The following is a 22,671-nucleotide window of genomic DNA, read 5'->3' on the forward strand; positions in this document are numbered from 1 at the left end:
GTCCACCAGCTCATCCGCATTTTTCAGCAAAGCCGGATTGCCGCCCGACAAGGTCACATGGGAGAAGGTATTCCCCCCAAGCTCCCGAAGCTCGCCTACAATCTCGCTTGCTGTCAGCATGCGGGTATCGTCTTTCCCCGTTCCGTCCCAGGTAAATGCGGAATCGCACCACGAGCAGGAGTAATCACAGCCTGCCGTACGGACGAACATCGTCTTTTGCCCGATAACCATTCCTTCGCCCTGCACGGTTGGCCCGAATATTTCCATGACCGGAATTCGTTTATCAGCCATGGCTTAGAGCCTTCTTCGGACGGAAAATGCAGTAGCTTGTTGGCGTCTCTCTCAAGAAGACCTGTACACAGGTCGCCTTATTCGGCGTTTCGTCGAGAAAAGCTTGGACAATCTCGTAAATCGTTCGGGCGACAACCTCAGTGGTTGGAAAACGGTTCGGGTCGTTATTATCAAATACGTCTGTATGATCGTTCAAATACGTATGGTCAAAGCGGTTGTGAATAAGCTTTTTCACCGCTGCGAAATTCACCAGGAATCCGGACGCATCCAGCTCATCGCCGGCAATCGTCACGTTTGCAAAATACGTATGCCCGTGCACGCGCGAGCAATGGCCCGCTTCCTCGGAAGGAATGGAATGCGCTGCGGCAAACTGCATGTCTTTGTTTAATTCATATTGAAAGGAATGCTGGACGCTTGGATAAATTTGCTGAATCATTCCGCTTTGCCCCCTTCTTTGGTGGCCAAGTAACGGTTCAGCCCCTGGCTCCGCAGCTTGCAGGCCGGGCATTCTCCGCATCCATCCGCAATTACGCCGTTATAGCAGGTTAAAGTCTTGGTCCGCACATATTCAAAAGCGCCAAGCTGGTCAGCCAGGCCCCATGTCTCGGCTTTATCCAGCCACATAAGAGGCGTCTCGATAACAAACGGATAGTCCATCGATAGATTAAGCGTTACATTAAGCGATTTGATAAAAATATCCCGGCAATCCGGATAACCGCTGAAATCCGTCTCGCATACGCCGGTTACGATAGCTCTTGCTCCGATCTGCTTCGCGAGCACCGCCGCAAAGGACAGGAACAATAAATTTCGGCCGTCTACAAACGTAGTCGGTAAGCCGCCTTCCTGCTGCTCGATCTCGATATCGGGCCGCGTCAGTGCGTTAGGTGCCAACTGATTGAGAAGCGACATGTCAAGCACATGATGCCTTACCCCAAGCTCTTCGGCAATCTGCGCGGCGCATTCCAGTTCGAGCGCATGACGCTGCCCGTAATTGAAGGTGACCGCTTCCACCTCTTCGTAGCGTTCCAGCGCCCAGAACAGACAAGTTGTGCTGTCTTGCCCGCCGCTGAATACAACTACCGCTTTTCCTTTTTTCATCTTCCTTCTCCTCCCATAATGAGGGAGAGACCCTTCGAACAAAACCCTGTACACATGTCTCAAAACGAAAAAAATGGAATCAGAATAGATTCCAGTTCTTAGTTTTTTATAGAGGGAGTTCGCGAACCTCTCCTGAAGCATCCGCTTCAGCATTTATTCGAATGTACCTACGTACTATACCATATCTCTAGTTATCCGGCTATATGCCAATTAATCGAAATCCTTGTGATACCATTCGTCTTCCGGAAGCCCTAGATCTTCTCCTGAGAACCGCTGTTCGCGGAACGGATCGGCATAATTGTGGAAGCCGTTTCTCTCCCAGAAGCCCGGGCGGTCTTCCTTCATAAATTCAATTCCTCTGATCCACTTGGCGCTCTTCCAGAAATACAAATGCGGGACAAGCAGCCGCAGCGGCCAGCCATGCTTGGCAGTAAGCTGTTCACCATCGAAGCTGTGCGCCAGCAGGATGTTCTCATGCAGCAGATCCTCGAGCGGAAGATTCGTCTCGTAATCTTGATCGGCATGAATCATCACATACTTAGCTTCCGGGCTCACATTAACCAGCTTCATCAGATCAGAGAATCGAATGCCTTCCCATTCGGTATCAAGCTTCGACCATCGGGTAACGCAATGAATATCGTTCATTTGTTTGATTTGAGGAAGAGCCATAATTTGCTCGTATGTAAAAACTTTTTCCTCTTCCACTTCGCCAAATACACGCAAAGTCCATGTGGACATATCGTACTCCGGCACTTCCCCTTCGTGAAGAATCGGGAAACGGTCCGTAGTTGTCTGTCCGGGCGGAACTCGATGCGCCAGCTCAGGAGCGACATTCGCCTTGAGGGCAGGAGCTTTCTTCAAACGTTCAGCTTTCTTGCTTGTGTTCATGTTGTTCCAAGCCTCCTGAAAAGAATGATCACACAAACAGCTAGGATTAGATTGTTCGTGATGATTCTTGCTTCGTAAGCATAAGCTTATCTACTTCCATTCTACTATAGCATGTATAACAAGACTTGCGCCTTTCGGCTATTGACACCAATTTGTAACAATGATAATATTTCCATACAATTCCGAGTGGATTAATCGTATTAGTCAATCTTTTTATATCTTTTTATATCATTGGAGGTTTTGAATGATGAATTCACGTAACAAATGGCTCCTTTCCGGATCGCTGGCTTTATCCCTAGTTTTCTCTGCCGCTTTGCCACTGTCCGCAGCTGCAGTAGTGCCAACTTCCGCAGTCTTGCAAGCTTCTTCCTCATCTATAACAGAATATGAGCAGTTCTTGCAAGAGAAATACGGCATCACTTTCCAGCAAGGGACGGTTACCAAGGGCCAATTCCTTCAGCAGGTAGCCAAGGTTCTTCATCTCGGGTCCGCCGAGACCCAACCGGTCTTTAACGATCTTGGAGCCGATAGTCCTTATTATTCGTCCGCTGCGGCATTATATGAGCAGGGTATCATCACTTCATTAAAAATAGAGGCCGACAAGCCGCTTCAAGCAACTAGCGCGCTTTATATCGCCGTAAAAGCAGCCGGCCTGGCTGAGCTCGCCCATTCTTACCCGCAAAGCAAAACAACCGATGCGCTGAAGCAAATCGGCTACTCGCCTGCTGGATTAAGCCTGTCCGCCGCACAAGAACTTGCGGCTGCCGTACATAGCGGACTGCTCCCTTCTTCCTTCTATAAAGAAGTAAAAGGAAAAGCCGCTTCGGCTGATCTGGCGGAAGCCCTTCTCGTACAGATTCTTTCCATTAAAGGAGAGTATAAGCATTATATCGGTTATACTTCCGATGCCGATATCTACGGAAAGCTTGCGGATGCCTACAACACCTCCGATATCATTCAGTCGCCTGAGCTTCAAACGGTAGTTGACACGGCCCTGAAGCAAAATCTCGTTACCGGCTACAACCTGAAGGACAACCGTTTTGACGCCAACTTCGTCGATTCGTTGTCTCTGACATACGGTCACGATAACCTGAAGCATGCGGTTCAGCTGATCGGCTTGCTCCGCAGCGAAGGAATCAAAGCCAAAGTGCAGTTCGAGCCTAAAACTTCCGCATTCATTTATTTGAAGGAGTGGGGCGAGCCTGTTCAAACGGAAAATTATAAGGTCGTCCAAATCGAAAACGGCAATTATATCGCTTATGCCAAAGAATACGATCTGAAATTCGAATTCGCGAATGCCGCGGACAAAGCCCGCTTCCAACCGGTTATTCTGCAATACGCGAAGAAAAACAGCGAGAACCAGACCGGCCTTATCGCCAGCTCCTGGTGGCAGCCGCTTTATTATTCCGCGACCAAGCTGGATGATTATATCCAAATCACAAACAACAAAATTACTGGCGCCGGCCACTATTACGCGCAATCCTTCTCGTTAAACGAGCCTTCCGCCGCTATTGCCGAAGGATTCAAAAAGCTTGGCACCGGACTCGACATCCAATCCTATCCGATCTGGGTCGATAAACCATTCTTCAACTACTTAAATGGCGAATCCGTGTAAACGCAGGGTTCACGCAAAACAGGAAAAACGCTTAGCTGCAACAGGCAGCCAAGCGTTTTTTCAATACCTTTAAAATTCTAATGCTTCCAGCTTTCCGTCCCGTCCGCTTGATGCGTAAAGCTATGCTCGACAGAAGCCTCCGCAATGTCTGCATACGCCCAGTAATCAACCGCCACATCGCGCCATGGCGATTCTTTGTCCGTTGCTGCGGCCGGTCCTCTGCCCAATACCCTATTCAGAACCGTAACTGCTTCCGCGCGGGTCACTGTCTTCTCCGGTTTGAAGCTGCCGTCCGGATATCCCTGCAGAAGTCCCGCTCCCTGCGCTTTGCGAATGGAGTTTTCCGCCCAATGTCCGGCAATATCCTTGAAGCCGGATCCCGATATACCTTCAGCGTCGAGCCCCGCTGCTATTGCTGCGAGCTCCGCCCGGGTAATCGGCTTCTCCGGTCCAAATCTGTTGTTAGGGTAGCCGCTCATTACTTGCATGGCCGACACTTTCGCGATAGCCGGTGCCGCCCAATGCGACGTCGGCACGTCGGCGTACGTTGCGGCGTCTTCATTAACATCCTTCGTAATTACGCGGGAGAGCATGGCGGCCATTTCCGCCCGCGTAATCGTCTGCTCCGGACGGAACTTGCCGTCTTGATAGCCGTTCACATAGGCATGATGCTCCTCAAGCTTGGGTTTTGCATAAACAAGGGTGAATGTACTGAACTTCGTAACCGTGAACTGGATACCCTGTACCCCGTCCGCGCCGGGATATGGAACAAGCTTCCCTTGCAGCAGTTCTCTGGTTCCGTCTCCGTGTTCGATATACACGCGCAGGCCCTCCAGCTCATCCTTGCTTAACGGCATTTCCTTCAAAGGCATAATCAACGTAACTTCCCGGTTTTGCAGATTGGTTTCTATCGTCATCGGACGCCCTATTACCGTCACGCCGTCGCTTGCTATCGCTTGCACGATCGTATCCTTATCCGCCCGAGCTTTTATTTCTTTCTTCTCCTCGTCTTTCTTAATCGGTACGAACCGGAAGTGCACGTCATCGGCGAAGCCCTCCAATGAACTGCTAGGAACGATGAGCTGAACATTATCCGTTACAATGCCAAGTCCCAGCTTTGCATCTGCAAGCAGGCCTTTTGCTTCCTTCGGCACCGTAACGTTAACTTCCGATACTTCATCCTTGGCATCCGGAATCATAATATTTGCCGCACCGAGTTTGTTCGCCGCAATCGCGGCGATCGCCGTTTTCGCCTGAGCGGATGTCAGCACGACTTTATCGCTTTTTGTGCCATCGCTTTTTGTCGTCCGCTCGATTTCCGCTTTGGCGGCAACCGCATCGGATCCCGAACCTTTGACATCCACCGCGATGATCTCCTTCGGCGGTACCGGGGAGGAAACATGACGGTAGACGTTCACGTTGCCGGCATGCAGCGATTTGACCATTTCCTCCGCATCGGCATCCGTCAGCGTAAACTGTTCGATGTTCTCGGGATCGGCGACGTTAACAGCCTTGTCCCCAAGCTGCGCTTCATTTTTAATTTTGAACGTCACCGTAAACAAATCTTGGCCCGCCAAGATTGGATTGTCACCGCCGGATAGATCAGCCCAACCCGCTTGCACGATGCCCGCTTCGTTATCGAAATTGCTGGCGAATCCGCTTTGTGGCGGCCCATCCACGCGGTTGACTTCAAGCGCGTCCTTGTCAAAGCGAAGCGCAACTCCGTACGAGCCGACACCTGTCGTTGCATCGCTCAGCTTAACCGGAACCTGCACAAGCGTCCCCGGTTCTCCAGCTTTTGAGCCAATCGTGACCTCTGCCTTCTTCTCATGTTCTAGAACCGTTACCGTGCCCGAAACAAAGCTGTTTATTTCGGTTGGCGATTGGTCGGCGGTAAAAGAACCTCCGGTTAAAGTCACATTCGTGTCGCCAGCCGCAGCCTCCGGATTAATCTTGAAACGAAGAGTCATTACCTTCTGCCGCTCGGAAATGAAGAGCAAGTCGCCAAAGGCTGAGGCTTCTACTTGGATACTGCCCGCTACCGAACCGCCGGTGTCGAAGATCTCAGACGAAGCCTCGTCCGTTATTTCGCCATCCAATGCCAGCACATTAGGATCGTAATCCACTTGAAGCGTATACTTCCAGTAACTGTCATCACCCTCTATAACGTCAGGCTGCAAATAAACGGCCATTGATACCGTTTCTCCCGCATGCCCGGTAGCGCTGATTATTTCCGCTTGAAACGGCGAACCGGCGCCTGCTTTGGCTTGCGGCGCAAGACTTAGAGTCGAATAAAGGGTTAAGCACAATACCAGCAGCCAGCGAAGGGAACGCACCCGGGTTGCGTTTTTCAAGTTCGTCACCGCATTCAACCTCCAATCCCAAGATACACGTTTAAGATAAGTTGAGCATCAACCGCATCGACATCATTGTCGTTATCCATGTCCAGCGCGAGCTTCTGTTCGGCGGTCAGGGTGATTTTGCCCTGAATATATTTGTTGGCGAGCAAAGCATCGGCAGGCGTTACATAACCGTCGCCGTTAGCATCGCCTTTCAGCATCCCCACCGGTCCAACAGCCGGGGAAGCGACCGAATTACCGGATGTCGAGCCGGCAGCCGCATGAGGCGTTACCTCGAATAGAATGTGCTTATTGTTCTGATCAGCCTTCAATACTAGAGTTTTACCGGACGCGCCTGCTATCGGCGTTTTGTTAGTCCCAAGCGCATCGTCTGCTGTATACCACTGGAACGTTGTCCCGTCTTCCGCATCCTGATCGTCATCATTATAGAGATAGGTTCCCGTCAGCGTCTGGTTAAGCTTCAGACTGCCCGAAATCTGTACATGGCTTACCGTTGGCGCCGAATTGTTCAAGACCGCGCCGGCGCTCGTGTAGGACGATGGAGCACCTGTTGGCGTCCCCGCAGTTGCAGACGGCGTCACCTCAAAGACGATATATTTTCCGGCTTCCGCGCTTGTAAGCGCAAGAGTATTGGCCGTTGCCGATGCGATTAGCGTTTTCCCCGTACCCGCGTTGTCTTCCGCCGTATACCACTTGTACGTCGGGGTGCCTTCCGGATCATTTTCCTCATCGGCGTAAGCGTAGCTGCCCGTAAGCGTACCGCCTTGCTTCAACGTGCCGTCAAATGAAACATCGGTTGCCGTTGGCGCCGCATTCGCTTGTACCGCAACCGCGCTAGTATAGGACGATGGCGCGCCCGTTGGCGTACCGGAAGTTGCAGCCGGCGTCACCTCGAACACGATATATTTTCCCACTTCGGCGTTTGTAAGCGTGAGAGTATCGGTCGTTGCCGATGCGATTAGCGTTTTGCCCGTACCCGCGTTGTCTTCCGCCGCATACCATTTATACGTTGGCGTCCCTTCCGGATCGTTCTCAGCGTCAACGTATGCATAGGTGCCCGTAAGGGTATTCCCTTGCTTCAGATTGCCGGTGAACGTAACGTTCGTTGCCGTTGGCGCCGTATTGGACGGACCCATCAAAGCGACGCGTATCTGATTGGCGGTTCCGTTCGTTTCCTGCCAGATTACATAGAGACTATTGTTATAGACGGTCGGGAACCCGTACTGCGCGCCGGCAGAGGCGCTTTTATTAATACCCGACGTACCATTGCCGTCAACGAAGGACCATGCAGAACCGTCGTACTTTTTTACGCGAATTTTAAAATTCGGCGTGCCTTCATACCAGACCGCGTACAAATTGCCGTCAAATACGGTAAGCCGCGGAATGTAGGCCGAATTCGAAGTATTGTAGTTAATCCCCGTCGGGCCGTCCCCATCTACAAAACTCCAGGCAGTCCCGTTGTTATTTTTTGACCCGGATTTGATTCTGGCCGGAGCTTGTCTCTGACCAAGATGCGTATAATTCATTGTTGTATACGACAAGCGAGGCATTTTGCGCCCACCTGGTTGCATCCTTGTTCAAACCGTTGGCACCGCCGCCGTCAACAAAGGTCCACGAGGTGCCGTCATACGCTTTGACCCTCGTCTGAATGGACGATGTCCCCTCGCTCCAGATTACATAGAGCTTATTATTGTAGACGGCAGGGTACAGCAATTGCGCTGCAAGCGCGGAATCCTTGTTCATTCCAGCCGAAGCCGTTCCTCCATCCACGGAGATCCAAGCGGAACCATTATACTTTTTTACGCGTGCCTGATTGATCCCGGATCCCAGCGCCTCATCCCACATCGCATACAGGTTGCCGTTATAGCTGATCAATCTAGGGTTGCGGGCATTGTTGCTGTTGTTCAAGTTAATGCCGTTGCTTGCGTCATTGCCGTCTGCCGATACCCAGGAAGTGCCGTTGAACTTCTTGACCCGGACCTGCCAGTAAGTCGTTCCTGTCTCTTGCCATGCCGCGTACAGCTCGTTGTTATGTACCTCAAGCACGGGATTTTGCGCGTTTTTAGCAGCGTTCTGGTTCAAACTCGCGTTATTGTCTGCCGTTGTCCATTCTCCGTTTTCATATTTTTTCGCATGAATTTGCGTTACGCTGCCATTGGATTCTGACCAAACCGCATATAATACGCCGTTGAGCTCCGCCATTCTTGGCGTTGACGCAGCATTAGCAGGATTGTAGTTCAATCCGTTTGTTCCATTGCCGTCAACAAAGCTCCACGAATCCGCATACACGGTAGCGCTGCTTAGCGTAAGACAACCAATAACAAGCGCAAGCGCAACCGTCATGCCGGTCATTTTTCTAATTAAAGCTCTCAATTCGATTCCTCCCATGATGTCGTTTTGATTAACTCCTGCCTGCCCCAACTATCAAACAGTCCAAAAGACCTATCTATTAAATAGGTATATTTACCTATTATCAATAAGTTCTCTGGTTGTAACGGATAATCCTGCAAAATTCGACAATAAAATAAAAATAAAAAAAGACTATCCCATTATCATTAAGATAATGGGACAGCCTCCTTACAGGTGCTACTCTTCCGTTGCTTCGCTCTTCGGATCCAGATTCGCTGCCATCCGGATGAAGATATCCGTTGCTTTGTCTATATCATTAAGCTCAAAGCCGTCATACAGTTTCAACATAATACGCTCGCGCATTTCCATAACATGATCCACCAGCTTGCGGCCTTCGTCGGTTACGCTTAGCATAACGATACGCCGGTCGTACTCGCTCCGCGAACGCTCTACATAGCCAAGGTCGATCAAGCGATCCGAAATCCCCGTTACGGCACCGCTTGTAATACGGAGCCATTCTGCCATTGCAGATGCCTTCTGAGGTCCATGCTGCGCAAGAATAATAACCATCTTGCCTTCCGTCATCCCAAGTCCGTGAACATTAAACCGGTTATATTCCGCGTTAATCAACCTGCGCAGCTTGCGGAATACGTCATCCATCTCTCTTAGTTTAAGAAGCTTCTCCTGATCCAGGTTCATCCATTCACCCTCGCTAATACATTCATATCTATAAATATAACGTGTTTTGAACGCATAGCCAAGTCCAGCCCTAAGAATTAAGCAAATCTACCGGTTCTTTGCCGAGTACAATCTTTCTAGCGCCGTGCCAGAGAAAGCGCATAGCCTCTTGCAGCGGCCATGCCGCGGTAGACGCAGCTGCAGCGACAAGGCCGTAACGGTGCGTATCGGACAGTCCTATCATAACCGGATGAGAGCCGTATTCAGGCAATTCCTGAACAAGCTCTTTCATGGACTCAATCCGCGAACCCGTTAATTGATCGGTAAACAGACAAAAGGTCGCCATATGCGTCATCTCCTCCCAACAACCGGGAGCCGCAAGCTTATGGTCGCTAGGCACAATCCGCTGCCGCTGGGCGAATATCAGCTCATCCTCGTAGTAAACGGACAAGCTGTTCCGAAACTCTGCGTATCGGAACTTCTCTTGGCGCAGCGTACGTCCCGGACAAAGAATATCCGCCTGCATCCATACGGCTCCTGATTCCAGATAGACATTGGTTTCGCTGCGCAGCTTGGCGTCCTTATACAGCATAACCGGCTCCGGCATATGTTCAATAACCGCATGATGACCAAGCCGGAAGGTCTGAGAAATCGAAGATCCCACCGCCACGCCTTCAAGCGGACTGGGATGAACCTTCATATAAGACTGGTTTGTGATATAAGCATGCGAGGAGCCGTGCGCCTGCCATTCCAGTTCATATCGGTCCCCGGCCAGCAGACCGGGAGAACAATCCATAATGATTACAGCCAGCTGCTCTTGAAGCGGAAAGCTCTTTGCGATCTTAATGGGCGAGGTATGATACTTATCCGCAAGCCTTGTCGCGCCATCTGTAAAATGAAAGGAAGCGCGCAGCACAGAGTTCCGTACCGCCGCGCGCTCTCCCCGTATATCTGCCGCCATTCCTAATGCTTATGAGGCATGGAGCCAAGCTGCACGATATGGGTATGCGCCTCACCCCGCGCATGCGCAAGCTCATGCTCCAGCCAACCAACGATTTCGGCTACCCCGTCGCCGCCAAACATATTGGAGAAGACAAACGGACGATCGCCCCGCATCCGCTTCGAATCCGCATCCATCACTTCGAGGCTCGCACCGACATACGGGGCAAGGTCGATCTTGTTAATCACGAGCAGATCCGAACGCATAATGCCCGGGCCGCCTTTGCGCGGAATTTTTTCCCCTTGGGCAACGTCTATAATATAGATGAAGAGATCCACCAGCTCCGGGCTAAAGGCAGCAGCCAGATTGTCGCCGCCGCTCTCGATAAAGATCAGATCCAGCTTCTCGAATCTGCTCTGCAGCTCTTCAATGGCTTCGAAGTTCATCGACGCATCCTCCCGGATAGCGGTATGCGGGCAGCCGCCCGTCTCTACTCCGAGAATCCGTTCCTCGGGAAGCACACCCGTATTCACGAGAATTCTTGCGTCTTCCTTGGTGTAAATATCATTCGTAATAACGGCTAAGCTGTATTTATCGCAAAGCTCGCGCGACAGCCGCTCCACCAGCGCGGTTTTGCCCGAACCAACCGGACCTCCGATTCCGATCCGGACCGGACGCGAAACGTCGATAACAGGCTTCTCCCATTCTTTATGCGTATGACCTTGACCTTGGCACATTGCAATTCCCCGCTTTCTCATTATGGTTATGACATAAATAAACGCGAATACAAACCTTCATGCCGGATCATGGCCAGCTCTGCCATTGGCATATTCGAATAGGCCTCCTCAGGCAGCATCGACATGGCCAGCTCCGTTGCTTCGTCTATCCCTAACGACAACCTTGCGATAAGCGATTGACCTTCGGTCTGACCGATGGACATAAGCCTTAGGGCGCTATTCACGCAAGTAACCACGCAAGCGTACAAATAGCCTTGGATAGCCCGTTCCTCCTCTACGCCAAGCCGATAGCATATATAACCGTATACTAGCGGATGGGTAGCCTGACATTTCCTGTACCGCAAAGCTTCATTTAATAGCGTCCAATCAAGCTGAGGATGAAGGGCAGCGGCAAGTTGCAGCAATCGGCGCCCCATCTTCTCCAAGCCAACCCTGGTCTCTACCGCAATCCGCTGCACATGCACAAGCCGTTCGACCGCAAACAGACTGTTCCAATCCTCTTGCGGAGCATCCCTGTAAACGGCCCGGATAATCATCGCATCCGAAGTCGCCCAGCTTTGCCTCATCATAGCCGACGCATATTCATACAGCTGCGCGCTACGAACGATCCGCCCTTCCTGTACCATCGTCTCGAGACCAAACGAGTGGGAAAACCCGCCGATCGGAAGGGCAGAGTCCAATAGCTGCTGCATGGCGAGCCAAGCTGCAGAAGCACCCATCAGTTAACCGCCCTTCCTTTAGAATAAAAAGTAGCGCTGAGCCATCGGCAGCGACTTCGCCGGCTCGCAGGTCACAAGCTCTCCATCCACGGTTACCCTGTAGGTCTCCGGATCAACCTCAATCAACGGTGTTGCGTCATTATGAATCATGTCCTTCTTCGTTACCGAGCGGCAGCCCTTCACCGGCTCGATCCGTTTCTGAAGACCAAGCTGCCGATCAATGCCATTGTCAAACGCCGCCTGCGAGACAAACGTAATCGAGCTGCCGTGCACAGCTTTGCCAAAGGCAGCAAACATCGGCCGGCCAAACACCGGCTGAGGAGTTGGAATGGAGGCATTCGGATCGCCCATTTGAGCATAGGCAATACTGCCGCCCTTCAACACCAAATCCGGCTTCACTCCGAAAAACATCGGCTGCCAGAGGACCAGATCCGCGAATTTGCCGACCTCCACAGAACCTACCAGATGCGAAATGCCATGCGTGATGGCCGGGTTGATCGTATACTTCGCCACATAACGCTTGACGCGAAAGTTATCGCTTACGGTATCGGGCGACAGCGGTCCGCGCTGCCGCTTCATTTTATCCGCCGTCTGCCACGTACGGATAATCACTTCCCCAACTCTCCCCATAGCCTGGGAATCCGAGCTGATCATGCTGAAGACGCCGATATCATGAAGAATATCTTCCGCCGCTATCGTCTCCGGCCGGATCCGGGAATCCGCAAAAGCCACATCCTCCGGTATACGGCTGTCCAGATGATGGCAGACCATAAGCATATCCAGATGCTCTTCTATCGTATTAATCGTAAAAGGCCTTGTTGGGTTGGTGGAGGAAGGGAGTACGTTCAATTCCCCTGCCGCTACGATAATATCCGGCGCATGGCCGCCGCCCGCGCCTTCCGTATGGTATGTATGAATCGTGCGGCCGCCAATCGCTCTAAGCGTATCCTCCACAAATCCCGCTTCGTTCAGCGTATCCGTATGAATCGCAACCTGAATGTCGTATTGATCGGCAGCCTTCAGGCAAGCATCAATTGCCGCGGGCGTGGTCCCCCAGTCTTCATGAAGCTTCAGCCCAATCGCTCCCGCCTCAATCTGTTCTATTAAAGGGGCCGTAAACGAAGCATTTCCTTTGCCCGTAAAACCCAGGTTCATGGGAAACTGCTCAGCCGCCTCCAGCATTCTGCGCATATGCCAGGCACCCGGGGTAACGGTTGTTGCGTTGGTTCCCGTCGCAGGCCCGGTGCCGCCGCCAATCATCGTAGTGACGCCGGAAGAGAGAGCCGTCTCGATCTGTTGGGGACATATAAAATGAATATGCGCATCTATGCCGCCAGCCGTAATGATCTTTCCTTCGCCAGCAATAACCTCGGTACTTGCGCCTGCTATCATGCCGGGCGTAACTCCGTCCATAATGTCCGGGTTGCCTGCTTTGCCAATCCCGACAATAAAGCCGTCTTTAATCCCTATATCGGCCTTAACAATTCCCCAATGGTCAATAATAACGGCGTTCGTAATAAGAGTATCAAGCACCCCTTCACCCCGAAGAGCGCCGCTTGATTGCCCCATGCCGTCACGGATGACTTTACCGCCGCCAAACTTGCACTCATCGCCGTGAACGGTATAATCCTTCTCGATCTCGGCCCATAGCTCGGTATCCGCCAGCCGAACCGCATCCCCTGTCGTTGGTCCAAACATGGCCGCGTATCTATGCCTGTCAATGACGCTCATCCGCCTTCTCCTTCCCATGCGTTGAGACGCGCGCGCACTTCCTCCGGCAGCTTGCCCGCTTCGGCTTTGCCCCGGGATAATCCGTTTAACCCGTGGGACAGCTTGGAACCGCCAAGCTCAACCAGCGTGACCGGTTTTTCTTCCCCCGGCTCGAACCGGATCGCCGTACCGGCAGGAATATGAAGCCTCATGCCAAAAGCCGCTTCACGGTCAAACGATAATGCCCGGTTCACTTCGAAAAAATGAAAATGAGAGCCTACCTGAACGGGGCGGTCGCCTGTATTCACAACGATCGCTTTCACCGTCCGGCGTCCGGCATTGAGTACAATGGAGCCAGGCGTAATCCTGTATTCTCCCGGTATCATTCAAGCTTCCCTCCTTGGCAGCGTCGGCTTAGCTGGATATGGGGTGGTGAATCGTAACCAGCTTTGTTCCGTCCGGGAACGTAGCTTCCACCTGGACCTCGTGGATCATTTCCGGAATTCCGCTCATGACATCTTCACGCTTTAAAACCTTGGTTCCGTATTCCATTAACTCCGCTACGGTCTTGCCGTCACGGGCACCCTCCATAATCTCGGAGGTAATGAGCGCCACGCTTTCCGGATAATTCAGCTTTACTCCCCGGTTCAACCGTCTTCTAGCCAAATCGGCTGCAATTGTAATTAGAAGCTTCTCCTTCTCGCGTTCAGTGAGTTGCATGCTACCACCTCTCCCAAGTGTATTAGTTTTATTATAGACAGCGTCCTGTTTGAAGTAAATGGAATTATGTTAGGTAATATGACATAAATGTGATCACCTACAACTAGCCCATCTAGTAACCATCGACATATCTCACCTTTATTTGACATAATCATGTCGTATTTACGGTTTTCGTGTCAAAATAACAAAGAACCCGCAGGATACGCGCTTTATCCAAGCACGTTTCCTGCAGGTTCTTCACCGCAGAAGTCAGAACTATTTCTTTGCTACATATTTACGGATGTCGAATGCTACCGCAACAACGATAATTGCACCTTTGATGATCAGCTGCCAGTAAGGGCTCACGCCGATGTATGTCAAACCGTAGTTGATTACGGTAAAGATCAATACGCCTGCGATAACGCCTTTCACGCGGCCAACGCCGCCTGTTGTCGATACGCCGCCAACTACGCAGGCCGCGATCGCATCAAGCTCGTACATATTGCCATAGTTGTTTGTTGCGCCGCCGGTACGCGCTGCTTCCAGAACACCAGCCATACCATACAAAGCGCCGGCAATACCGTAGATCCACATGAGGCATTTTGCTACATTAATACCGGATACGTGAGCGGCTTGGATGTTGCCGCCGATCGCGTACATGTTTTTGCCAAGCGTCGTTTTGTTGAAGACAACCCATACGATAAACGCTACGAAGATCGCGATCAATACGATGTAAGGCAGAGACCAGTCACCGCTGCCGATCGAACCCGTGCCGAGTTCGCTGAAGTCATTGCGAAGTCCGCCGATTGGCTGCGATTGGTTAGGCGGCATATCGAAATACAGGGAGTTCGCACCATATACGGCAACCATTGTACCCAGCGTTGCGATAAATGGCGGAACATTAAATTTCGATACGATAACACCGTTGATCAAACCGACAATGAGACCTACAACGACCGCGATAATGATCGGAAGAATCATTGGCAGATGCGGCAGATCAGGGAAAAACCGATTCGCATATTCCGCTTTTTGCAGCAGCGATGCGGATACGACAGCAGTAAGGCCTACTACGCGGCCGGCCGACAAGTCCGTTCCGGCTGTAATCAGGACAAACGCTGCGCCTAGCGCGATGATAAGACGCGTGGACGATTGAACGAGCATATCCCGGAATGTCGTAATGGACAGGAAGTTCGTGTCCATAATCGTAATGGCAGCGATGAGAAGGATCAGAACGATCCAGATCGCGTTTTGTGAAAATATACTCCTAGCTCTTGAACCTTTTGTAGCTTCCATGAGTGTTAATCCTCCTTCAAATCCTCATCATTAGCCCGTCTGAGCGGCCAGCCTCATAATGCTTTGTTCTGTCGCGTCTTTGCCATCGAGGATACCCGTTGCGCGGCCCTCCGACATAACCATAATCCGGTCGGACATACCAATAAGCTCAGGCATTTCAGACGAAATCATAATGATGCTCTTTCCTTGCTTCGCAAGTTCGATAATGATCTGGTAAATCTCGTATTTGGCGCCGATGTCGATACCGCGGGTCGGCTCGTCCAAGAGCAGAATGTCCGGATCCGTCAGCAGCCAGCGTGCTAGAAGCACCTTTTGCTGGTTACCGCCAGACAGGTTGCGGATCAGTTGGTTAACCGACGGCGTCTTGGTTCTGAACTTCTCTACGCCTTTCTTCGCTTCAACGCGCATCTTCGATTCATTCAAGAAACCAAACGGTCCTTTGTACAGGCCCAGGTTGGCGATCGCCGTATTCTCGGTGATGTTGAGCACCGGGAAAATACCGGTTACGCGGCGTTCCTCCGTCAGTAGCGCGATTTTATGCTTTTTCGCATCGATCGGGGATTTGATCGTAATTTGCTTGCCGTCTTTGTAGATCGCGCCGGATTTCACGGAACGAAGTCCAAACAAGGCTTCCATCAACTCGGTACGCTGTGCGCCGACAAGGCCGCCAACACCAAGAATTTCGCCTTTGCGAAGTTCAAAGGATACGTCTTTGAAAGAATGGGGGAGTATGGAAGTAAGGCCTTCAACCTTGAGCATAACCTCTCCCGGTACGTTCGTGCGTTCCGGGAAACGCTCCGACAAATCGCGGCCTACCATGCGCTGGATGATCATGTCGATGGTCAGCTCTTTGGATTCCCAGGTTCCGATGTATTTACCGTCACGCATGATTGTTACGTCGTCGGAGATACGCAAAATCTCTTCCATTTTGTGCGAAATATAAATGATGGCTACGCCGCGTGCACGCAGCTTGTTGATAATCGCGAACAAATGCTCAACCTCGTTGCCAGTCAGGGAAGAAGTAGGTTCGTCCATGACGATAATTCTCGAGTTGAACGACACGGCTTTAGCAATTTCAAGCGATTGAATTTTGGACACCGACAATTCGCCGACAAGCTGGTTCGGATCAATGTCCATGTTCAAATCTTCAAACAATTGAGCTGTGTCTTTGTACATCTTTTTATGGTCAATAAACCGTAACGGACGAACGCCCGTCATCGGAAATCTGCCAAGCCAAATGTTCTCCATTACGCTGCGCTGCGGCACCGGATGAAGCTCCTGGTGAATCATGGATACGCCGCTGTTCAAAGCGTCCTTCGAGTTTTTGATATCTGCTTTTTGTCCATTGAGGAAAATCTCGCCCGCATCCGGATGATAAATCCCGAACAAGCATTTCATCAGTGTTGATTTGCCCGCGCCGTTCTCGCCCATCAAGGCATGAACCGTACCCGGCCGAACTTTCAGCGTTACGTTATCCAGTGCTTTAACGCCAGGGAACGTCTTCGTAATATTGTTCATCTCAAGCAAATAAGGATGCTGCTCTGCCATTAATATAGCCTCCTTTAATCCGGCTCCCATCCAAGAAGCAAGGTACAAAAAAACAGGGGGCGACGGAAGTGCGGTTGTCGCTCCCTGTTTTCGTTTCGTTATTTTTATTTTTCTAAAAGCTTGTTATTGTCTAAGCAATTACTTAGCGGACTCTTGCGTTACCTTTTGGTAAGGGATCCAAACGTATTTGCCGTCCGTAATGTCATAGCCCGTGTTTTCTTTAGTAGGAGTTTCGCCTGCTGCCAGAACCTTCATCAGCATAACCGTAGCTTTACCTTGGTTATCAGCATCGTTCAGAACCGTACCAAGCATCGTGCCGTCTTTCAGTGCTTGCATAGCTGGGTCCGTTGCGTCAACGCCTACAACCGGCATTTTTTTGTCGCCTTTGAAGTAGCCTGCTGCTTTCAGAGCTTCGATTGCGCCGAGTGCCATGTCATCGTTGTTTGCGAGAACCGCTTCGATCTTGTCGCCATGGGAACCTAAGAAGGCTGCCATTTTCTCTTGGCCTTTAACGCGGTCCCACATTGCCGTATCTTCAGCCAGCTTTTGAACCTTGATGCCTGCATCTTCGATCGCTTGAACGGAGAACTTCGTGCGAAGCTCAGCGTCTTGGTGACCCGGTTCGCCCTTCAGCATCACGTATTGAAGAACGCCGTCGCCGTTTTTGTCCGCTTCAGGATGCGACTTCCAGTAGTCGGCGATGATTTCGCCTTCCATTGTGCCGGACTCTTCCGCTTTTGCGCCTACGAAGAACGCTTTGTCCCATTTCGCAAGGTCATCAGCGAGCGGTTCGCGGTTAATGAACACGACTGGAATGTCCGCTTTTTGAGCTTTGTCGATAATAACGCCTGCTGCCGTACGGTCAACCGGGTTAATCGCCATTGCTTTTACTTTTTTCGTGATGAACAAGTCAACTTTATCGTTTTGAGTCGGCTGGGAGTTTTGGCTGTCAACGATATCAACCTTAACGTTGCCCTCAGCTGCTTTGCTGATCGAGTTCCGCACACCGCTCATAAATGTGTCGTCAAATTTGTAAATCGCTACGCCTGTTTTAGGAAGGCTTCCGCCGCCGGTGCCACCGTTATTCGAGTTCGAGCAACCTGCTGCCGTAAGTGCCATTGCTCCCGCTACGAGAGCCACTGTCCATTTTTTCATCTCTGTATTACCCCCCGAGTGAATTAAGTAATGCGAGCTTGCCGTATTGCTTGCTTGCTGCATCCTTATTATGTCGAAATTTGAAATGGATTCGAATCTAATATTCTCATCTTTTTTATTAATATTCTCATCAGTTTCTAATCACTGAACGACAGGGAATAGCAGCTTCTGGTTATCTTTCCAGAACATGTTTTTCTTGTCGATCAGCTTGTTTTGAATCTCGACCCGGGATGGGACTTTATGGCCAAGCGCGGCCTCCATTGCATATTTCATTCCGAGGTACCCCATGCTAAACGGATTTTGCACGATAAGTTTTTGCAGCTGATTCTCTTGCAATAACTCCAGCAGCTCCGGCGAGCTGTCAAAGCCGATAAGCTTAACAAGATTCCCTGCCTGCTCGTTCCTCAGCTCCATTGCCGCACCAATCGAGGCCTCCGTGTTCAAAGCGATAATGCCATCCAGCTGCCGCTTATGCAGCTCCTCAGCTACCGTCTGGCTGCAAATATCTTGTTCGCCGCTGCAAGTCACCTGGTCAACGATACGGATATTCGGGTATCTGGAGGCAGCATCAAGAATACCTTGTGCTCTTAGCCTGCCGTTAATCCCCCCTGCTGCATGGGCGATAATCGCGATTTGGCCTTGCCGTCCGAGCTGATCAGCTAATTCGCGGAGCGCTTGTCCGCCTGCTTCGTAGTTATCCATACCGATATACGATCTCGTCTTCCCCGAGGTAAGCACGCTGTCGATTGCAATAACCGGAATTTGCCGCTCTGCCGCCTCCTTCAGGAATGGGGCAAATATCTCATCATCACTTGCGGCAAGCACAATCGCATCGGGTTTCGTTGCAAGCGCCTGCCTTGCGGCCTGCATCTGCCCGTCCGCATCCGTTTCATCATACGAAGCGGTGGTGTACATCGTAATGCCAAATTCCTTAACCGCCGCCTGTGCGCCAAGCATGACATTTTGCCAGTAATCGCCCTCGCTTGACCGTAAAATAACTTGAATCGTTATATCCGAAGGTTTCTGTTTCCGCTCCAGGATTCCCGGGTTGAAAGCGGAAATAAGCAGAACGAGGGCTGTCCCAGCAAGTAATACACTTACTATCATCCGTTGTCTCCGGTTCATTCTCCCTGCTCCCTCCCTTCCGCCTGCTTCAGTTCCATGGCCGGGAATCGGATCGTAACGGTTGTTCCTTCTTCAAGCTCGCTTGCGAAATGAAGACCATACGCCTGACCGTAAAATAACCGAATCCGCTCCTGAACGTTCATGACGCCTACACCCGAGCCCTTGGAGCTGGTCACTTGACCGGCCGTTACCTGCTTCAGCCGCTCCTCGCTCATGCCTAGACCATTGTCTCTTACTTCAATAACGATATCGTCGCAATCAACCTTGGCCTCGACCCAAATATGACCTTTGTCTACCGAAGGTTCGATGCCGTGAACAAGAGCGTTCTCAATGAGCGGTTGTACGATTAGTTTCAGAGTGGCGTAATTCAAGACCTCCCCGTCTGCCTTAATCGAAAAATCGAACTTGTTCTTAAACCTCATTTGCTGGATGACGAGGTAGTTCCGGGCATGCTCAAGCTCATCGGCAATCGTAATGATGCTTTTCCCTTTGCCGAGACTGATCCGAAACAGCTTCGATAAAGAAGTGATCATCGTGGTAACTTCCTCGTTCTTGTTCATCCCTACCATGCGAACAACCGAATTGAGCGTATTGTACAGGAAATGAGGATTAATCTGGGCCTGCAAAGCTTCAAGCTCATACGTCCGTTTGCTTTCCTGCTCCGTTACGATCTGCCTCATCAGCTTCTTGATCGTGCTGATCATAATATTAAAGCGGTCGGCCAGCTGCCGGACTTCGAGAGGCCCTTCTCCAATAGCCGTCTGCTCGAAATTGCCGTGCTCTACATTTTTCATGGACAGCTCCAGCTGCTTTATGGGCTTCGATATCCGCCGCGAGACGATGCTCGAGAGCAGCACAACAATCAATATTAAAGCAAGAAGGAGCTGAAACATGGATCTGTTCAGCTCCGAAATGGAGGTCATGGCTTCATCCCTGTAGGACACGCCTACAACCTTCCAGCCTACGTTGCCGATTGTTTGAACACTGATGATTTTGGTAGCGCTGGAGGTTTTGTCGATATAGCTGCCATAAGTATGTTTGAGCGCAAGCTCAACGTTCTCGTTTTTCAGTCCGGCATAAATAAGCTGCAGTTGGGGGTGATAAACGATGTTGCCCGCCGATTCATCAAGAATGTAGACATAACCTTTCTCGCCGAGGCTAACTCTGTCGGATAGTTCATCAATCGTGTTGAAGTTGACGTCAAGCAGCAGAACGCCTTGGATGGGCTTGCCGTTATGAATCATCGTAATACTTTTGCTAAGCGAAACGACCCATCTGAACTGCTCCTTATACAGATTTTGCACATGCGGCAGCGAGATGGACAAATGGCTTGGCGTATCCAGCGCGCTCTGGAACCAGCTTTCCGAGGTGACATCCAGAGCGTTCTTCATCGTAACGTCGGGCAGGTCCATGACGAGCTGCCCTTTGTCGTCGAATAAAGCAAGAGATACCGTATCCGCGCGGGTAGACATCATCGTTGCCAGCTGGCGGTGAAGACTCTCCGAGTCCACATCGCCGCTTTGCGTGATCGTGTGGTACATCATATTGAACAGATCGGATGTCGCCTGCACGTTATTTTCCAGACTGTAGCTGACCTGATCGACAATCTGCTGCGAATTGCGGAAGGCGTTCTCCTCCGCCGTAGCGGCAAACCGGCTGTACAGCACTGTACTTACAACGACAATAATAAAGACCGAGAACAGGATTAAGGAGACGGACAAAATGTATTGGATGCTTCTGCTGTTCCCGCTGTTCATTTGGAAAACTCCGTTAAGCCGCTTCGGTATTCCTTCGCGGACACTCCTGCGTATTTCTTAAAGCACAGACTGAAATAGTTCGGGTCGGCAAATCCAACCTTGTCGGCTATCTCGAAGGTTTTCAGTTCCGTTGTCCTTAGATATTCCTTCGCCGCTTCCATGCGCAGCTGCAGCAGGTATGCGCCGTAGGTCATCTTCACTTCTTTTTTGAACAGGCTGCTGAAATAACCCGTGCTAATATGAAGATGCGCGCAGACTACGTTTATAGAGAGCTCGCTGTCATTGAAATTGCTTTTCGTAAATTGAATAGCTTCCTCTACGATATGCTTATACGAATGCTGCCTGCGGCTCGCAATACGACTCCTTACTTTGCCGCAAAGATCGGTGAACCAAGCTTTGGTTTCATTAAGCGTATTTAGCTTCTGGTATTGATCCAATATGCCAACCGCAAAGATAGGGTCTTTGTCTTTCCCGTCGTCGATCATTTTGGACAACTTGATAATAGCCGTTACCATCTCGAGCAAATAATGCTCGAAGTTATGAACCTGCACTGGAGCCTGCACGCGCGCGAGATCATCAAACAGCTCGTCAATGACTTCGGCCAGCTCCAGCTCAGTCCCCACCTTAATGGACCGGACCAGGTTTTGCTCCTTCCATTCGTCAAAGATCAGCTTCTCCTGCACGCGCTCTTCCATATCGTCGATGCAAATAATTTGGTTAATCCCGAGAATTCTGCGGTAATCAAGCGCTACCTCTGCCGCCTCGTACGAATACTTCAGGCTGCGAATATCTCTGGTGAAAGTCCCGACTCCAATCATGACGGGCAGCTTCAGAAATCTTTCGATGCTCTGCAAAATTTCCTTCAGCGCATCCTGGGTTGCCTCCATCACCTCTTCGTCCCGGCCATCCGGACTAACCGTGAACAGGACAACTTGATCCTGATGGATAAATACTTTGCCTAGCTGGTGTCTGGTCCAAATCTCTCCCGCAATGTTCGTTATGGAGAACAATTTCAAATCAAGGTCCTTGATCGAGGAGACCGCGTGAAGAGGATCTAGCTCTTCCTCCGGCTTGTCCGAATGGAGAACGGAAATTACGGATACGACATAACCTTCACCATCGAGCTCCATACCGTATTTCTCCGCTTTTTCTCGGATGCTTGCTAACGACTGATGGCGGGTGATTAAGGAAGAGAGGAACTTTTCGCGGACAATAGGCAAAGTCATGCGGTAATGCTCCTGCAGAAGCTCGACGTTGTTCCGCGTCTCCCTTTCTTCATCCATCCTCTGCTTTACCTGAAGCACCGTTTCCGTTAATTGACTTCCCGAAAATGGCTTCAGCAGGTAGTTTTCTACCTGCAAATTAATCGCCTGCTTGGCGTATTCGAATTCATCATGCCCGGTCAGAATGACGACACGGGTAATGGGATACATTTTTTTCACCCAATCGGCAAGCTCGAGGCCGTTCATATAGGGCATGCTAATATCGGTAATGAGCACATCCGGCTCCATTTTTTCAATAAGCTCTGTCGCTTCTTTCCCGTTCCCGGCGGTCTTCACCTCAGAGAAGCCGCAGCTCTCCCAGTCAATCTCCATCATGAGGCCTTCCGTTACTTCCGGTTCGTCATCAACAAGCAGAAGTTTATACATGACGTCTGTTTCCTCCTTCATCAAACCAGTACTCATTTTGCCACAAATAAAAAGACGATA

Annotated in this window: 21 protein-coding genes and 1 riboswitch (1 of these 22 running past the window's edge); of the genes, 1 reads left to right on the top strand and 20 read right to left on the bottom strand. The window is 50.8% G+C overall.

Translation table 11 applies throughout. The features are described from left to right. The 4 genes from queE to PJDR2_RS21755 all read right to left on the bottom strand — a co-directional run. On the bottom strand, positions 1-291 hold the start of the coding sequence (gene queE, locus PJDR2_RS21740; RefSeq protein ID WP_015845876.1) for a 7-carboxy-7-deazaguanine synthase QueE. It extends 438 nt beyond the left edge of the window; 291 of the gene's 729 nt are visible here — the first part of the coding sequence; it begins with the start codon at positions 289-291; the stop codon falls past the left edge of the window. Beyond that, positions 284-727 carry a 6-carboxytetrahydropterin synthase QueD gene (gene queD, locus PJDR2_RS21745; protein ID WP_015845877.1) on the bottom strand — a complete coding sequence of 148 codons (444 nt, stop codon included), beginning with the start codon at positions 725-727 and terminating at the stop codon, positions 284-286. The genes queE and queD overlap by 8 nt, the downstream gene beginning before the upstream one ends. Then, the gene (gene queC / locus PJDR2_RS21750) at positions 724-1,389 is read right to left on the bottom strand and encodes a 7-cyano-7-deazaguanine synthase QueC (RefSeq protein ID WP_015845878.1); all 666 of its coding nucleotides are present in this window, start codon (positions 1,387-1,389) and stop codon (positions 724-726) included. The genes queD and queC overlap by 4 nt, the downstream gene beginning before the upstream one ends. Positions 1,390-1,481: 92 nt before the next feature. Continuing rightward, a riboswitch (PreQ1 riboswitch) is annotated at positions 1,482-1,525 on the bottom strand. A gap of 74 nt (positions 1,526-1,599) precedes the next feature. After that, entirely contained in the window at positions 1,600-2,277 is a 678-nt protein-coding gene (locus PJDR2_RS21755; protein WP_015845879.1) for a sulfite oxidase-like oxidoreductase, read from the bottom strand. Positions 2,278-2,521: 244 nt separating this feature from the next. On the opposite strand from PJDR2_RS21755, the gene PJDR2_RS21760 reads away from it, so the two are divergent. Then, positions 2,522-3,892, top strand: coding sequence for a hypothetical protein (locus PJDR2_RS21760; protein WP_015845880.1), 1,371 nt, complete (start codon positions 2,522-2,524; stop codon positions 3,890-3,892). A 77-nt stretch (positions 3,893-3,969) separates the two neighbouring features. Here the strand turns inward: PJDR2_RS21760 and PJDR2_RS32035 are convergent, their stop codons facing one another. The 16 genes from PJDR2_RS32035 to PJDR2_RS21840 all read right to left on the bottom strand — a co-directional run bounded on the left by PJDR2_RS32035 (position 3,970) and on the right by PJDR2_RS21840 (position 22,611). Then, positions 3,970-6,255, bottom strand: a complete 2,286-nt coding sequence (locus PJDR2_RS32035) for an S-layer homology domain-containing protein (protein WP_015845881.1) — start codon at positions 6,253-6,255, stop codon at positions 3,970-3,972. A gap of 5 nt (positions 6,256-6,260) precedes the next feature. Continuing rightward, complete coding sequence (locus PJDR2_RS21770; protein WP_190276164.1) at positions 6,261-7,802, bottom strand: dockerin type I domain-containing protein; 1,542 nt, start codon at positions 7,800-7,802, stop codon at positions 6,261-6,263. After that, entirely contained in the window at positions 7,714-8,625 is a 912-nt protein-coding gene (locus tag PJDR2_RS21775) for a hypothetical protein (protein ID WP_015845883.1), read from the bottom strand. The genes PJDR2_RS21770 and PJDR2_RS21775 overlap by 89 nt, the downstream gene beginning before the upstream one ends. A gap of 213 nt (positions 8,626-8,838) precedes the next feature. Next, a complete protein-coding gene (locus PJDR2_RS21780; RefSeq protein WP_015845884.1) occupies positions 8,839-9,300 on the bottom strand; it encodes a MarR family winged helix-turn-helix transcriptional regulator in 462 nt (153 codons plus the stop codon). 70 nt (positions 9,301-9,370) lie between these two features. Then, complete coding sequence (locus PJDR2_RS21785; protein WP_150106545.1) at positions 9,371-10,240, bottom strand: urease accessory protein UreD; 870 nt, start codon at positions 10,238-10,240, stop codon at positions 9,371-9,373. 2 nt (positions 10,241-10,242) lie between these two features. After that, complete coding sequence (gene ureG / locus PJDR2_RS21790) at positions 10,243-10,956, bottom strand: urease accessory protein UreG (protein WP_015845886.1); 714 nt, start codon at positions 10,954-10,956, stop codon at positions 10,243-10,245. 26 nt (positions 10,957-10,982) lie between these two features. Continuing rightward, complete coding sequence (locus PJDR2_RS21795) at positions 10,983-11,675, bottom strand: urease accessory protein UreF (RefSeq protein WP_015845887.1); 693 nt, start codon at positions 11,673-11,675, stop codon at positions 10,983-10,985. Between the two features lie 18 nt (positions 11,676-11,693). Further along, entirely contained in the window at positions 11,694-13,406 is a 1,713-nt protein-coding gene (gene ureC / locus PJDR2_RS21800; protein WP_015845888.1) for an urease subunit alpha, read from the bottom strand. Continuing rightward, positions 13,403-13,771, bottom strand: a complete 369-nt coding sequence (locus PJDR2_RS21805) for an urease subunit beta (RefSeq protein ID WP_015845889.1) — start codon at positions 13,769-13,771, stop codon at positions 13,403-13,405. Before PJDR2_RS21805 ends, ureC begins: the two co-directional genes overlap by 4 nt. Positions 13,772-13,799: 28 nt before the next feature. Then, a complete protein-coding gene (locus PJDR2_RS21810; protein ID WP_015845890.1) occupies positions 13,800-14,105 on the bottom strand; it encodes an urease subunit gamma in 306 nt (101 codons plus the stop codon). 255 nt (positions 14,106-14,360) lie between these two features. Further along, positions 14,361-15,377, bottom strand: coding sequence for a galactose/methyl galactoside ABC transporter permease MglC (gene mglC / locus PJDR2_RS21815; RefSeq protein ID WP_015845891.1), 1,017 nt, complete (start codon positions 15,375-15,377; stop codon positions 14,361-14,363). Positions 15,378-15,407: 30 nt separating this feature from the next. Continuing rightward, positions 15,408-16,925 carry a sugar ABC transporter ATP-binding protein gene (locus PJDR2_RS21820; RefSeq protein ID WP_015845892.1) on the bottom strand — a complete coding sequence of 506 codons (1,518 nt, stop codon included), beginning with the start codon at positions 16,923-16,925 and terminating at the stop codon, positions 15,408-15,410. A gap of 138 nt (positions 16,926-17,063) precedes the next feature. Then, complete coding sequence (locus tag PJDR2_RS21825) at positions 17,064-18,080, bottom strand: galactose ABC transporter substrate-binding protein (protein ID WP_015845893.1); 1,017 nt, start codon at positions 18,078-18,080, stop codon at positions 17,064-17,066. Positions 18,081-18,221: 141 nt separating this feature from the next. Beyond that, positions 18,222-19,205, bottom strand: coding sequence for a substrate-binding domain-containing protein (locus tag PJDR2_RS21830; protein ID WP_015845894.1), 984 nt, complete (start codon positions 19,203-19,205; stop codon positions 18,222-18,224). Then, on the bottom strand, positions 19,202-20,962 hold the full coding sequence (locus tag PJDR2_RS21835; protein ID WP_015845895.1) for a cache domain-containing sensor histidine kinase: 1,761 nt from the start codon (positions 20,960-20,962) through the stop codon (positions 19,202-19,204). The genes PJDR2_RS21830 and PJDR2_RS21835 overlap by 4 nt, the downstream gene beginning before the upstream one ends. Further along, positions 20,959-22,611, bottom strand: a complete 1,653-nt coding sequence (locus PJDR2_RS21840; RefSeq protein WP_015845896.1) for a response regulator — start codon at positions 22,609-22,611, stop codon at positions 20,959-20,961. Before PJDR2_RS21840 ends, PJDR2_RS21835 begins: the two co-directional genes overlap by 4 nt. Between the last annotated feature and the right edge of the window lie 60 nt (positions 22,612-22,671).

The sequence above is a fragment of the Paenibacillus sp. JDR-2 genome (assembly GCF_000023585.1).
GTDB lineage: Bacteria > Bacillota > Bacilli > Paenibacillales > Paenibacillaceae > Pristimantibacillus.